The following is a 13,797-nucleotide window of genomic DNA, read 5'->3' on the forward strand; positions in this document are numbered from 1 at the left end:
TGGTATGCCCGGATTTCCAGTCCGCGAAACAGTCCTTCGCACTGTGAACCTGCTAGGTGCCCAACTCTGCGACCAAGGCGTCGACGACCGCAACCAGATCGCCGCCCGTCGCTTCCGCGACACGACGTTGCCGCTGGTAGGACGCGCCGCGACGGGGAATGTCCGCCACCGACGCCAACTCGTCCGCGCAGCCGAGCGAGACCGCAATCGGCGCCAAGTCGTCGAGCAGGCGATCCAGATCGTCAGTGACGAGGCACTCGTTTGCGTCGGAGTCGAGGATGATCTCGGCGTCCAGTCCGTATCTCGCTGCGCGCCACTTGTTTTCCTTGACGTGCCACGGCTGCATGTTCGGCAGAGTCTCACCGGCACTCAGTCTGCGGTCCAGATCGACGATGAGGCAGTGGACCAGAGCAACGAGAGCACCCAGTTCAGCGCGTGTCGAGACGCCGTCGAACACCCGGACCTCGATGGTTCCCCACTTCGGCGCGGGACGGATGTCCCAGTGCATGCCACCGATCTTGGTGATCACACCGGTCTTCATCTGGTCGTCGATGAACGACTCGTATTCGGCCCAGTTCTCGAACTGGTACGGAAGGCCCGCGGTGGGGAGCTGCTGGAACATCAACGCGCGATTGGACGCATAGCCGGTGTCCACACCGGCCCACATCGGCGAGGACGCCGACAGCGCCAACAGGTGCGGATAGCGCTGCAGCAGTGCGTTGATGATGGGGAAAACGCGATCCGCGGACGAGACACCCACATGAACGTGCACGCCCCAGATCAGCATCTGCCGACCCCACCACTGCGTGCGTTCGATGAGTTCGTCGTAGTCGGGTGTCCGGGTGACCAGCTGCGTCGACCATTGCGCGAACGGGTGCGTGCCCGCGCTGATGAGGTCGACGCCGAGCGGATTCGCAGCGCGGCGAAGCAGATCCAGTGACCTGTCGAGATCACTCATCGCCTCGCCGACCGTCGAATGAATACCCGTGACGAGTTCGACGGTATTTCGCAGTAGTTCCTTGGTGATGTGCGGGGTTTCGGAGCCGGCAAGCTCTTCGACCGCCGAAAACACCTCGGCTGCTGTGTTGGAGAGATCTCTGGTCTTGCGATCGACCAGCGCGATCTCCCACTCCACGCCCAGCGTCGGGCGCGGCGAACCTGGAAATGGAACTACCACGCAGAGAATCCAATCACAGTGTCGGTAAAAACACCGTGCTGGCTACTGCGTGGTAGTCGCCGGAAGTGATGCAAAACTCAGGTGAGTTTGTCAGCTCTTGGTGATGACACCGCAAGCGACGCGTCCGCCGGCGTCACCGGTGTCGAGGGTCTGCTGATCCGGTGCCGGCGCGTAACGCGTCGGGATGTTGCCGAAGTTGTCCGCTCCGGCGTGGATCATGACGGATGTTCCACCGTTTGCGACCAGTTCGTCGACGGCGAATGCATCGGTCGTGGTGACCAGTGTGGCGGTGCCGTCTTCGAGGACCTGAACCGAAGTGAGGTCGCCGCTCGCCGGGTGGCCCGTGTGACCCTCGGCCTGGAAGTGTCCGCCTGCCGAGAGGAAGTTACCCGGCTCTCCGCCGCTGGGGGCAACGGAATTGGTCTCGCACTTGGCGACCTGGTGGACGTGGAATCCGTGGAAGCCGGGGGTGAGGCCCTTGGCGTCGAGGGTGACCTTGACGTCGCTACCTTCCTGCGCGAACGTGACCGTTCCGACCTTGGCGCCGTCGGTGCCGTTCAGCGTTGCGGTGACCGTTTCGGCAGAAGCGCCGGCGTGAGCCGTCTCGGAACCGTGGCCGCCCGCGCTTTCGTGCGCGCTGGGATCGGCTGCACCGGTCCACACCGGAGGAGTCGTGCCGGGGACGCTGCTGGGCTCTTCGCTGTTACTGCAAGCGGTCAAGCCGAAAGCGGCAATCGCGACTACAGGGGCAACGACGCGCCAGGACATACGCCGGGTGCTGCTGGGGGCCATCGAACCGCTCCTTTGAGGTGGCGAGAAAGTGCTTCTGATCATAACGGCGCGTGTAGTAGCTGGAACCGACGGGTCAGTTCCACCTTCACGACCGGTCAGTTGGAGGTCACGATCACGATCACGCCAGGTGACGCGTTCGCGATGCCGGCGAATCGAGGCTCTGCGGAGACTCCGAGTTCAGCCGCGATCTTCTGCGCCGCTGCCTTCTCCGCCGCGGACGATCCGTAATACACCGTCGTCGTACTGACGGTGCCCTCGCTGTAGTTACCCGTCTCCTCGACGTTCCAACCTGCTGCCGTCAATTCCTCGGCGGTGCCTGCTGCCAGACCGGAGACGGTGCTGTTGTTGAGAACTCGAACGCTGACATTCGACGTGTCGGCGCCGCTCGCGGAGCTGGAAGTCGTGGTCGTCGCAGTTCCCGAGGGACGCGACGTGGTGGTGGTATCGCCCGAAGCGGGTTGCGTCGTCGCTGCAGGCTTGGTGGTGGCAGGCGCGGGGGCGCTCGTCGTGGCAGACGCCGAGGATTCGGTCTGCTGTGCTGCGGTGTTCTCGTCGCCCGATCCACCGTCGCTCGATCCACCCAGTGAGGCTGCTCCGAGACCGATGAACACGATCGCCAACGCGATCAACACCATGGCGATTGCGCGAAGCGGAGGTCCGGACGGCTGCTCTTTCGGGGTACTCACGATGTCGACCTTATCGCCAGTGCGTGGACAGCCCGATCATATGTACGCGTGATTCAGGTGACCTCGAAGCCGAGGCGACGCGCGGCCCTGGCCTTCTGACGGCTGGCACGCAGACGACGCAGGCGCTTGACCAGCATGGGATCAGCCGCCAAGGATTCGGGGCGATCGACCAAGGCGTTGAGAACCTGGTAGTAGCGGGTTGCCGACATGTCGAACAACTCCTTGATGGCTTCTTCCTTCGCACCGGCGTACTTCCACCACTGACGCTCGAAAGAGAGGATGTCGTGCTCCCGGCGGGTGAGGCCGTCTTCGCCGACCTCGTGCATGCCTGCTGTATCTACTACCGAATCGTCGGCGCCAGTGCCTTCGGACTGGTTCCGACTACGCGCGGTTGCGCCGTCCATGTCACTCCTCGACTGCTGTGCTCGGCGTCAGCGAGACTCGTATGCCCGGTGTTCTTTTTCCGACCGAATTCTCGCGGCCGTGAGTTTCCCGGTCCCCTGGCCCGAAGGTAACTCACAATTTCCCCCGCGGCCCACGTTCCGACCGAGCAACGAATTACATCGCTGTTCTTCAGCAACCATTGAACCATGATCGAGTGTGCGGGCCGTGATAACTACGCGGGCGCGCCGCACTATCCTTGTCCGCATGGCTATCCTCCCCATCCGAATCGTCGGCGACCCGGTACTGCACAAGGCGACAGAGCCGGTCACTCAGTCCCCGGCCGAGATCGCCGAACTGATCGCAGACATGTACGAGACGATGGACGCTGCCAACGGCGTCGGTCTGGCGGCCAATCAGGTCGGTGTTCCACTGCGAGTCTTCGTCTACGACTGCCCCGGCGACGACCGCAGCAGCGAGCGTCGACGCGGCGTCGTCGTGAACCCGGTACTCGAGACGTCCGAAATCCCCCAGACGATGCCCGACCCGGACGAAGACTTCGAGGGTTGCCTGTCCGTTCCCGGCGAGCAGTTCCCGACGGGTCGCGCCGATTGGGCGAAGGTCACCGGCACCGACGCCGACGGCAACCCGATCGAGGTCGAGGGCACCGGATTCTTCGCACGGATGCTCCAGCACGAGACCGGGCATCTCGACGGTTTCCTCTACACGGACGTACTCATCGGCCGCAACGCGCGCGCTGCCAAGAAGATCATCAAGCGTTCCGGTTGGGGCAAGCCCGGTCTGACCTGGACGCCGGGGACCGTCGACGATCCGTTCGGTCACGACGACGACGATTACGAAGACTGAGAATTCTGCTCTGAACGGCAACATTTCGATCGGTAGCCGGGTGGTTTTGCGATACAAGCTCCCACCCGGCTATTCGCATCCCATGACCGACGTCATCGGCATCCTCGAGGGCGCCGATCCCATCGCCGTTCGCGCCGGCGACGGTCGGCTGGTCCAGGTCTCCGCCGATCAGGTGATCGCGCTCAAGAGTCTCTCGGCCCGCCCGATTCGCATCGGCGAGATTCGAAACCTCGAAACGGCTGCTGCGGCGGCGTGGCCGGGGGTCGAGCAGGCGTGGATCGACGGTTGGTTGCTGCGCGCCGGTCACGGTGTCACCGGTCGCGCCAATTCCGCTTTGCCGCTCGGCGGTGCGGGGGCGGTTGCCGGCTTCGACGCGAGCACCATCGAGCGGATACGCCAGTGGTTCGGTGACCGCGGACTGCCGACCCTGCTGCTCCTCCCCGATCGACTCGGCACCGCTCCGGACGGGTGGAGCAGCGAGAAGGAAACCATCGTGATGGCCGCCGATCTGGGCAATGTCACGCTGCCGCTCGGTCCTCCGGTCACCTCGTTCGCCGACCACCCCAACCACAACTGGCTGTCGATGTACGACGCCCACGGCGATCCGGCGTACGTCGAGGCGGTCCTCACGGCTGTCGTGGGCACTGCAACTTTCGGCGCGATCGGAAACACCGACACGACGCTTGCCATCGGGCGCGCTGCGCTCACCGAGGCACCCGACCACAAACGCTGGGTAGGACTGACCGGCATTCACGTCGCCCCTGAACACCGTCGTCACGGAATCGGGTCGCTGATCTGCGGAGATCTACTCTCCTGGGGTCGTGAGAACGGTGCGACGCACGCGTACCTCCAGGTTTCGGCGGACAACTTCGCGGCGATCGCGCTCTACGAGCAGCTCGGATTCGTCGAACACCACCGCTACCGATACGCCACCGATCCTGTCGGCGGCTGACGCTAGGCTTGCCCTCGTGCGCATCGCTACCTGGAACGTCAACTCCGTCCGTGCCCGTACCGACAGGATCATCGACTGGCTCGGTCGATCCGACGTCGACGTCCTGGCAATGCAGGAAACCAAGTGCAAGGACGAGCAGTTTCCGTACGAACGCTTCAAGGAAATCGGCTACGAGGTCGCCCACGTCGGGTTGAGCCAGTGGAACGGTGTCGCCATCGCTTCCCGCGTCGGCTTGGACGACGTGCAGATCGGATTCGAGGATCAGCCCGGATTCGACAAGGATCCCGAGGCAGACCCGGTCCGCGAGGCACGTGCGATCGGTGCCACCTGCGGCGGTGTGCGGGTGTGGAGCCTGTACGTCCCCAACGGCCGTGAGCTGGAAGACCCGCATTACGCCTACAAGCTGGATTGGCTGGCCAAGCTGCGCGACGACGCGGAGGGCTGGCTCAAGCAGGATCCCGACGCGCAGATCGCCCTGGTCGGCGACTGGAACGTCGCTCCCACGGACGACGACGTGTGGGATCCCGCTTTCTTCGAGGGCAAGACCCACACGTCGGAGCCGGAACGAGCTGCGTTCACCGCCTTCACCGAGTCCGGGTTCGCGGACGTAGTTCGCCCGTACACACCCGGTCCCGGCGTGTACACGTACTGGGATTACACGCAGCTTCGCTTCCCGAAGAAGCAGGGCATGCGAATCGACTTCATCCTCGGCTCACCGGCATTCGCAGCACGCGTCGAGGCGGCCGAGATCGATCGAAACGAGCGAAAAGGCAAGGGCGCCAGCGATCACGCTCCGGTGATCGTGAATCTCGGGTGATCGTGAATCTCGGAGCCTGATCGTCTGTTTGCACCCTCGGGCTTCTAGTCCTCGACGAGCAGTTCCAGATACTCGGGATGCTCGCCGAGGTACCGCTGAACATAGGTACACACGGGCCGTACCGACCATTCACGTTCACGGGCGCAGTCCATTGCGAACTGCACGAGTACGGCTGCCAGTCCCTGCCCGCCGTACTCCTCTTTGACAACGGTATGCATGTACGCAACCACGTCGCCCGCTTCGGCTCCGCTCCCCGAAATCTCGTCTTCGTCGCGGTATCCGAGGATGCCGACCAACTCGTCGTCGGAGAGCAGTTCGAATCGTTCGTGCGACGGATTGTCCACGAGCGTGACTTCCGGTGAGGTTCCGGTTTTCGAATTTTCGATGTCGTTCATTGCGGCGACCTCCACGGCACGATGTGCACCTGCGCGATCGGCGACAGCTGCGTTCGCACGCTCTCCATAACTGTGATCCATGCCACTCATAGAATCAGCTACCGACGACGCTGTCCCGGGTTCGACCAATTTTTGCACCGGGAACGACCGGATCGCAATCGCAGTTCGCGCCGTCGTTCCCGCGAGAGGTGGGACCGAGCTGCCGTTTCCCCAGGTCCGATCGGTAGGCTCGTCGTCGTGAAGCTGCTGCCCCTGACCCCCGCCGGACAGACCCCGATTCGGGCATTGACCATCGCCGGAACCGACTCCGGTGGCGGAGCCGGCATTCAAGCCGATTCCCGCACGATGGCGATGTGCGGAGTGCACGCCTGCGTGGCCGTCGCCGCGGTGACGGTCCAGAATTCGGTGGGAGTCAGCGGATTCCACGAGATTCCGCCGGAGATCGTCGCCGACCAGGTGCGCGTCGTGGTCTCGGACATCGGCGTCGGTGCGGCGAAGACGGGAATGCTCGCGTCGACGACGATCATCGAAGCGGTGGCCGCGGTTGCCGCCGAGGTTGGGATCGGCCGCGACCGTCCGATTCCGCTCGTGGTCGACCCGGTGTGCGCGTCGATGCACGGCGATCCGCTGCTGCACGAAGAAGCTCTCGACGCGGTCCGCAACACCTTGATTCCGGCTGCCACGGTGGTCACTCCGAACCTCGACGAGGTTCGGTTGATCACCGGTATCGAGGTCGTCGACGACAAGAGCGCCCGCCAAGCGGCAGAAGCGCTGCATGCGCTCGGCGCTCAATGGTCCATCGTCAAGGGTGGCCACCTTCGTACTTCGGAGTTGTCCACCGACCTGTTGTTCGACGGCGACCGTTTCCTCGAATTCAGCAGTGCCCGGATCGACACCGGCAACGATCACGGTGGCGGAGACACGCTGGCTGCTGCGATCACTTGCGCTCTCGCACACGGCTATTCCGTTCCGGACGCGGTGGCGTTCGGCAAAGAGTGGGTGACCAAGTGTCTCGAGGCGTCGTACGACCTCGGCGCGGGACATGGTCCGGTGTCCCCGCTCTGGCGGCTCCAGGTTTAGTGCGCTAGTTCCGGCGCACGCGCCAGATTCCCAGGTCGACGGGAACTCCGTTGGGCGTTGTGGCGAAAAACCCTCGCCGCCATGGCCGGATCGTGAGATCGAGATCCTCCAGGGTGCCGGCTTCGAGTTCCTCGAGAGTTGTCGCCGACATCATGACGTTGCCGTCGCCGCCCAGGCCCATCATGCGGGCGGCGATGGTCACGTCGACGCCGAGCCAGTCGTCACCGATCTGACGCGGGGTACCCGTGTGTAGGCCGACGCGCATGCGTGGGGTGTATCCGTCGAGATCGACTTCCGCGAGCGCGTCCTGCGCGGTGAACACCGCCTTCAAAGCCGCATCCGGGCGAATGAACACTGCCATCAGACCGTCGCCCATCCGTTTGACGACGTGTCCGCCGTTGTCGGTGATCGGAGTTTCCACGGCCTGCGCCACCGCACGCAGAAGGGTCAGCGTCGCGCCGTCACCGGCTGCGAGCGACCAGGTGGAGAAGCCCACCAGATCGGTGAAGACGATGGTCAGTTCTTGATCGCCACGTCCGCGGCCCATCTTTTCCAGCGCTGCCTGCCACACCTGCAGTGCTCCGAGGCTCACTTCGCGAGTGGCTGCCGACTTCTGATCGAGCAATCTGTCAGCGACGCGCGCCACGGCGCGGGCACCGCCGGGGCCGGCGAGCGAGAGCGGATCCCCAAACCCTGGATCACCGGGTAGTGCCCGCCTGAGGCGTCGTAGCGCGTCGATGAGCTGCTGCCGACGGTTAAGTTCTGCCGCAGAGTTCAAGACGACGTCGACGACGCCTCGAACCGACGAGGAAGAAGCACCTGCCGTGTCGGTGTTCTCCGGGGACAGATCAGCCATAACTCAAGCGTAACTCAGAGTTACAGACAGTGTGCTGCCGCCGTTCTCGCACAGTGGCCTCCTGGTCGCTCGCACAGTCGATCATTCGGTCAGTCGATCATTCGGTCAGTCGATCATTCGGTTCTGGCCTGTGTCCGGGCATCGCCGACGGGAACTCCGTTCGGCCCGCTCAAATCCTGGGCATACGTCGCAACTCCGAAGGCTACTGCAGAAGCGTTGGCAGCGAGCGCTTCGCGATCGATGTTCGCGAGGTTGTCCTGGGCACTGTGGTAGTTCGGGTCGAAAGTCTCCTCCGCCTCTCCGCCCCACTTCTCGGCCTGTGCCGGCGTCTTGCGCTCGTCCGCGCCGCTGAACACGCCACCCGCCGGGATCCCGATCTCGATGAACGGGCCGTAGTCGGAGCGCCCGTCGAAGTCCGTTCCGTCCGCCGCAATCCCTCGCCCGGCGAGAAAATCGACGAAGGTGCGCTCGATGCCCGCCGACCCCTCGGGCCCGGGCCCCTCCCCGACGGCATCCGAGTTGTCGCCGTCGTAAGCCAGGTATCCGGCGTTGGGCGAACCGAGCATGTCGAAATTCAGGTACAGGGCGATGTCGGCCCGTTCCTGATCGCTCAGACCCTCGACGTAGCGGGTGGAGCCGACCAATCCCACTTCTTCCGCTCCCCAGAAAGCGAAACGCACGGCATTCTCGATGCTTGGTGCGCTTCCCATCTGCAGCGCGGTTTCCAGCACGGCTGCGGTGCCGCTTCCGTTGTCGTTGATTCCGGGACCTTCCGGCACACTGTCCAGGTGGGCGCCCACGACAACCACGTTGTCGGTCGCGCCGGTCTTGGTCTGTGCAATCACGTTGCGCGACTTCGTCGTTTCCGTCGACGTGTCGAGAATCAGCGTGAGGTCTCCGGGCGCTGCGGCAAGAGCCTCGCCCGACGCCTTGCTCACCCCGCCGGTCGGAATGCGGGCGTCTTCGGGTTCACCCAAGGTAGCCCCGCCCAGCATTGCGTCCTCGTTGTTGGCAACCAGCAACGCCGCCGCGCCGCGATCAGCGGCGATCTTCTGCTTGTCGCCGAACGGGCACACTCCACGGGTGACCAGCACGATGGCACCGTTCACGTCGCGGCCGTCGTAGTCGGTGGCCTCGCAACCGGGGGTCTCGTCGGCGGGAATCGCCACCAGACGCGCCGTGATTCCGGTCGGTCCCGTGGAGGTGGAATATGTCAGCGCCCGCACCGGAACATCGGAGCCGTCAGCGGCTTTCAGGGATTCGGTGCCGGGATCGAAGGAGCTGAAGTCGAATTCCGGGGTGCTGACCTCGAAACCCTTGTCTTCGAGCAGGTTTGCCACGTAGTCGACACTGGCGTCGTAGCCGGGGGTACCGGCCGATCGATTGCCCTCGTTGTTGGCGGCGATCTTCTCGAGTTGCTCCAGATGCCCGGTCACGGCGTCGACCGTGACGGTCTCGGAGAATGCAACCGGGTCTGTCGGGACGGCCGCTTCACTTCCCGACGAGCATCCACTCACCACGAGTGCTCCAGCCATTGCGACCACAACCACACCGAAGAGTCTCATCTTCGGAGGATATCGGCCGAAGCACAGGAAAGGGACCCAGTACGAATGGTTTTTCGTACTGGGTCCCTACTCTGCTGTCACTCCTGGTTCTCGGTAGGTCTCCCGACAACACCTACCGAGGGAGCGACAAGATCAGGCGTCGCGACGATTCACGATGACGATACTTGCTCCGAAAATCACCAGAACGAAGGCCGCGAAGTAGATCAAGCTGCCCCAGGGTCCCCAGTGGAAGTCGACGCCACCGCTGCTCGCACTGAGGAAGTGGTTTGCATTCGCGAACGGCAGGAACGGGGTGATCTTCTCGCCGAAGCTGCCGAACAGTCCGAACAGGCTCTCGATGAGCAGCGGCCAGAGCAGGAGCAACGCAATTGCGCCGGCCGACTGGCGAATGATCGATCCGACGCCGACAGCGAGAATCACGCACAGGAAGGCGTAGATCGGGATGCCGTAGATCGCGCGCCAGTCACTGCCGCTCGACAGGGTCAATCCGGCACTCGCCTCGGTACCGGCGATGGCCTTGGCCATGGCGTACGCGCCGAAGGCGAGAACAAATGTCAGTACAGCACCGAAAGCACCGATGAGGCCGGCTTTGGCGATCAGAACCGAGGCACGGTTCGGAACGGCCTGGAAGGTGGTGCGGATGGTCCCGAAGCGGTACTCACTGGTGACCGCGAGGGCCGCCATGATCATGAGAACCATGATTCCGAAACCCGAGATGCCGGCCGTGGCAACGGCGGTGTCGAGGTCCGGTGCTCCCTGGACGTCGGAGGACGTCAGAGCCGACTTGGCAACCGCGCCCATGATGGCCGCGAAGCCGAGCGCGAGCACGACGATGATGACCGAGCACCACAGCGGCGACTTGGTCGTGGTGATCTTGATACGTTCAGCACTGAGAACAGCCATTACAGTGCACCTCCCATAGCCTGCTGCGTGTTTGCCTGCTGTGTATTTGCGTGGTGTGCACCGACACCCGGATCGATACCGGATGCGTGGTACTGGACATCGTCCCCGGTCAACTTCATGAACGCATCCTCGAGCGACCCCTGCTGAGAAGCCAACTCGTACAACACGATTCCCTGCGAACCAGCTAAACCACCGATCACATCGGTGGTCGAATCCACGACCACCAATGCCGGGGCAACGCCGGAACCGTCTTCACGCACCGTCAGCCCCTGCGAGAGCAACACACTGCGCAACGCATCGAGCTGTGGGCTGCGCACGCGCACCGTCGACTCCGACGAACGATCCACGAACTCCGCGACCGTCGAATCCGAAATCAACCGACCCCGACCGATCACCACCAACTGCTCCGCCGTGAGCGCCATCTCCGACAGGAGGTGACTCGACACCAGCACCGTGCGGCCCTCGGCCGCCAACCGCTGCATGAACTTACGAATCCAGACGATGCCCTCCGGATCGAGACCGTTGACCGGCTCGTCGAACAACAACACCTTCGGATCCCCCAACAACGCACCCGCCAACCCCAGACGCTGCGACATACCGAGCGAGAACCCGCCGGCCTTCTTGCCCGCCACCTCGGACAACCCGACCAACCCGAGCACCTCGTCGACGCGGGACTTCGGGATCCCGTTCGAAGCAGCCATCCACTGCAGATGCGCCCGCGCACTGCGATTGGGGTGCACCCACTTCGCATCCAGCAACGCACCCACCGTCCGCAACGGCGTCTTGAGCTCCCGGTACGGCTTGCCCTCGATCAACGCCGCACCCGACGTCGGCTGATCCAGACCCAGGATCATCCGCATCGTCGTCGACTTGCCTGCACCGTTCGGGCCCAGGAAGCCCGTCACGATGCCCGGCTTGACCGTGAACGACAAATCGTCCACCGCTTTCGTCGGTCCGTAAACCTTGGTCAATCCCCTCAGTTCAATCATGAGGAGAACTTTGCCCTACCAGCAATGACCAGCACATCGGCCACAGGTCTAGTTCCGAGTGGTACTCAGGTAGGACACGAAGCCGGACAATCCGGGCATAAACCCTGAGAAAACACCCGGAAATGGTCCGTCAGGACGATGCTTGGGCCCAGAACCGCTTGGGAATCCGGCCGGCGTGACGCGCTTCGAAACCTGCTACCACTGCGTGCCGCATCGCCGACGCCATCAACGCGGGATTCTTGGCCCGCGTCACCGCTGTCGCAAGCAGGACGGCGTCGCAGCCCAACTCCATGGCAAGGGTGGCGTCGCTGGCCGTTCCGATTCCGGCGTCGAGGATGACGGGCACGCCGGCGCGCTCGACGATCATCTCGATATTGTGCGGATTCGCGATACCCAGCCCTGTCCCGATGGGTGAACCGAGCGGCATGACTGCCGCGCAGCCGACCTCTTCGAGGCGAAGCGCCAGCACCGGATCGTCCGTCGTGTACGGCAGGACGGTGAATCCGTCGTCCACCAATTGTTCTGCGGCGGAGACGAGTTCGATTGCGTCGGGCAGCAGAGTCCGCTCGTCGGCGATGACTTCGAGTTTGACCCAGTTCGTCTCGAGCGCTTCGCGTGCCAACTGCGCCGTCAGGACCGCTTCGGCGGCGCCCCGACACCCGGCGGTGTTCGGCAACGGTTCGATTCCGAGGCGACGAAGCAGGTCCAGAACACCCGTGCCGCCTGCCGCGTCGACTCGCCGCATCGCGACGGTGGTCAGTTCGGTACCGGAGGCGACAAGCGCTTCCTCGAGGACCGCAAGGTTGGCGGCGCCGCCTGTCCCCGTGATGAGCCGGGAACCGAAACTGCGGCCCGCGATAGTGAGAAGGTCCTGCTCAGCCACCCTGCACCGCCGTGAGGATCTCGATTTCCCAACCACGTCCGACGGATTCGTCCCAACGCCCGCGAGGAAAGAGCGCACCGTCGACGGCGACGGCGATGCCTTTGCTCGGCAACTCGAGGTGCGTCAGAAGTTCGGTCACCGTGACTGCTCGATCGAACTCGAGATCTTCGCCGTTGACGGTGATCCCGATCGGGACCTGCTCACTCATGAATTTTCCTTAGCTACTGCGAACCGCTCGGGTTCGGTTCCTTTTACCTCGACCAAAGATGTGCCGTTCAGCAACGCGACCGTCGCATCGGCGGTGACGGGCGTCAGCAGGACTCCGTTGCGGCCGTGCCCGGTGGAGACGACAACACGATCGGACACGCGCCCGATCAACGGCAGGTTGTCCGGCGTCATGGGACGCAGACCTGCCGCGCACTCGTACAGTTCGTATTCGCCGATCGCCGGCATCAGTGCCTCGGCGTCGTTGATCAGGTCCCGTACTCCGGCCATCGTGACCTGTGTGTCCTCACCAGACTCGTATTGTGTTGCGCCGACGACGATTCCGTCACCGCGCGGGACGAGGTAGGCGGGCCGCCCGTGGACGCTTCCGCGGATGGTGCGGCTGGGCGCCGGGGTGACTCCAGGCCTACTGCGCAAGCGAAGGATTTCGCCCTTGACCGGGCGTACCGGTAGCCCGGGCCACAGCTTGGGTGACGCGATACCGGCGGTGAGCACTATCTGATCGGTATCGAGTTCGGCGAGGTCGTCGACGGCCCGCGCGATCAATTCGACGCCGGATTCCGCACAGGCCTTCTGCAACGCCGCCAGCAGAAGTCTGTTGTCGACGGCGGACTCACCGACAGCCATCAACCCCGACCGGATGCCCCGGCCCAGCATCGGTTCGAGTTCACGGATGCGCGCGCGACCGAGAACTTCGAGTTCGTGCCCCTGCGAGCTCACCCACTCGGCGATGGTCTGCAGGTCCTGCGCGTCGGCAGCGTCGAGTGCAACCGTCAGCGAGCTGTCCGCGGTGAAGACCGATTGCCCGAATTTTCCGAGCTCCTCGCCGAACGTCGGCCACCGTTCCAGGGACGCTGCACCGATTGTCAACGCGGTTTCTTCACCCGGCCAGCCTTCGGAAAGCGGGGCAAGCATTCCGCCCGCCACCCACGAAGCACCTGATCCAATGGACGGGTCGTACAACCGAACGGCCCACCCGTCGCGGGCTGCTCGCCACGCGATAGCGAGACCGATGACACCGCCGCCGACAACCGACACCGTACGAGCGTGTGTACTCACGAAACTCCACCTCCACTTCCTGCGCCGGCATGATCCGGGTCAGGTCTGACGGTCGGGATCTGGTCGCGATCCCCTCTCAGCCCTACGAACCTCGCAGTCACGACAAAAAGTGACGACGACGTTTCAGGACTCCCGTGTCGAACCTTGCTCCCTAGAGGCTACCGTTTGCT

At 63.9% G+C, this 13,797-nt stretch carries 16 protein-coding genes and 1 riboswitch; of the genes, 4 read left to right on the plus strand and 12 right to left on the minus strand.

The window, feature by feature from the left end:
• Positions 1–52: 52 nt before the first annotated feature.
• The 4 genes from ASU23_RS19010 to ASU23_RS19025 form a co-directional block, all read right to left on the minus strand.
• A complete protein-coding gene (locus ASU23_RS19010) occupies positions 53–1,177 on the minus strand; it encodes a glutamate--cysteine ligase (protein WP_003945034.1) in 1,125 nt (374 codons plus the stop codon).
• 90 nt (positions 1,178–1,267) lie between these two features.
• Positions 1,268–1,969 (minus strand): superoxide dismutase family protein, encoded by a 702-nt coding sequence (locus ASU23_RS19015; protein ID WP_058038513.1) that lies wholly within the window; start codon positions 1,967–1,969, stop codon positions 1,268–1,270.
• 95 nt (positions 1,970–2,064) lie between these two features.
• Positions 2,065–2,655, minus strand: coding sequence for a LytR C-terminal domain-containing protein (locus ASU23_RS19020; RefSeq protein ID WP_054827817.1), 591 nt, complete (start codon positions 2,653–2,655; stop codon positions 2,065–2,067).
• A 53-nt stretch (positions 2,656–2,708) separates the two neighbouring features.
• Complete coding sequence (locus ASU23_RS19025) at positions 2,709–3,059, minus strand: DUF3263 domain-containing protein (RefSeq protein ID WP_007730120.1); 351 nt, start codon at positions 3,057–3,059, stop codon at positions 2,709–2,711.
• 244 nt (positions 3,060–3,303) lie between these two features.
• Between ASU23_RS19025 and ASU23_RS19030 the strand changes: the two genes are divergently transcribed.
• Genes ASU23_RS19030 through ASU23_RS19040 form a run of 3 tightly spaced genes read left to right on the plus strand, consistent with a single transcriptional unit; the run spans position 3,304 to position 5,672 of the window.
• Entirely contained in the window at positions 3,304–3,903 is a 600-nt protein-coding gene (locus ASU23_RS19030) for a peptide deformylase (protein WP_003945053.1), read from the plus strand.
• Between the two features lie 40 nt (positions 3,904–3,943).
• Complete coding sequence (locus ASU23_RS19035; RefSeq protein WP_082661430.1) at positions 3,944–4,855, plus strand: N-acetyltransferase; 912 nt, start codon at positions 3,944–3,946, stop codon at positions 4,853–4,855.
• Positions 4,856–4,871: 16 nt separating this feature from the next.
• Positions 4,872–5,672 (plus strand): exodeoxyribonuclease III, encoded by an 801-nt coding sequence (locus ASU23_RS19040; protein WP_003945060.1) that lies wholly within the window; start codon positions 4,872–4,874, stop codon positions 5,670–5,672.
• 44 nt (positions 5,673–5,716) lie between these two features.
• On the opposite strand, the gene ASU23_RS19045 is transcribed toward ASU23_RS19040, so the two are convergent.
• Positions 5,717–6,157, minus strand: a complete 441-nt coding sequence (locus ASU23_RS19045; RefSeq protein ID WP_306300985.1) for a GNAT family N-acetyltransferase — start codon at positions 6,155–6,157, stop codon at positions 5,717–5,719.
• Positions 6,158–6,304: 147 nt separating this feature from the next.
• Here ASU23_RS19045 and thiD point away from each other — a divergent pair, with 147 nt between their 5' ends.
• Entirely contained in the window at positions 6,305–7,147 is an 843-nt protein-coding gene (gene thiD / locus ASU23_RS19050; protein WP_003945044.1) for a bifunctional hydroxymethylpyrimidine kinase/phosphomethylpyrimidine kinase, read from the plus strand.
• Between the two features lie 4 nt (positions 7,148–7,151).
• Here the strand turns inward: thiD and ASU23_RS19055 are convergent, their stop codons facing one another.
• The 7 genes from ASU23_RS19055 to thiO form a co-directional block, all read right to left on the minus strand.
• Positions 7,152–8,003, minus strand: a complete 852-nt coding sequence (locus ASU23_RS19055; RefSeq protein WP_058038515.1) for an adenylate/guanylate cyclase domain-containing protein — start codon at positions 8,001–8,003, stop codon at positions 7,152–7,154.
• A gap of 113 nt (positions 8,004–8,116) precedes the next feature.
• Positions 8,117–9,568, minus strand: a complete 1,452-nt coding sequence (locus ASU23_RS19060; protein ID WP_172827075.1) for a M20/M25/M40 family metallo-hydrolase — start codon at positions 9,566–9,568, stop codon at positions 8,117–8,119.
• Positions 9,569–9,700: 132 nt separating this feature from the next.
• Positions 9,701–10,471 (minus strand): ABC transporter permease, encoded by a 771-nt coding sequence (locus ASU23_RS19065; protein WP_047268852.1) that lies wholly within the window; start codon positions 10,469–10,471, stop codon positions 9,701–9,703.
• On the minus strand, positions 10,471–11,460 hold the full coding sequence (locus tag ASU23_RS19070; protein WP_058038516.1) for an ABC transporter ATP-binding protein: 990 nt from the start codon (positions 11,458–11,460) through the stop codon (positions 10,471–10,473). Before ASU23_RS19070 ends, ASU23_RS19065 begins: the two co-directional genes overlap by 1 nt.
• A 130-nt stretch (positions 11,461–11,590) precedes the next feature.
• Positions 11,591–12,343: a thiazole synthase gene (locus tag ASU23_RS19075; RefSeq protein WP_007726857.1), complete on the minus strand. Its 753-nt coding sequence runs from the start codon at positions 12,341–12,343 to the stop codon at positions 11,591–11,593.
• On the minus strand, positions 12,336–12,551 hold the full coding sequence (gene thiS / locus ASU23_RS19080) for a sulfur carrier protein ThiS (RefSeq protein ID WP_003944402.1): 216 nt from the start codon (positions 12,549–12,551) through the stop codon (positions 12,336–12,338). The genes ASU23_RS19075 and thiS overlap by 8 nt, the downstream gene beginning before the upstream one ends.
• A complete protein-coding gene (gene thiO / locus ASU23_RS19085; RefSeq protein ID WP_003944311.1) occupies positions 12,548–13,627 on the minus strand; it encodes a glycine oxidase ThiO in 1,080 nt (359 codons plus the stop codon). The genes thiS and thiO overlap by 4 nt, the downstream gene beginning before the upstream one ends.
• Positions 13,627–13,773: riboswitch (TPP riboswitch) on the minus strand. (Overlaps the previous gene by 1 nt.)
• Positions 13,774–13,797 lie beyond the last annotated feature (24 nt).

Source organism: Rhodococcus sp. KB6, from assembly GCF_001445685.1.
GTDB lineage: Bacteria > Actinomycetota > Actinomycetes > Mycobacteriales > Mycobacteriaceae > Rhodococcus_F > Rhodococcus_F qingshengii.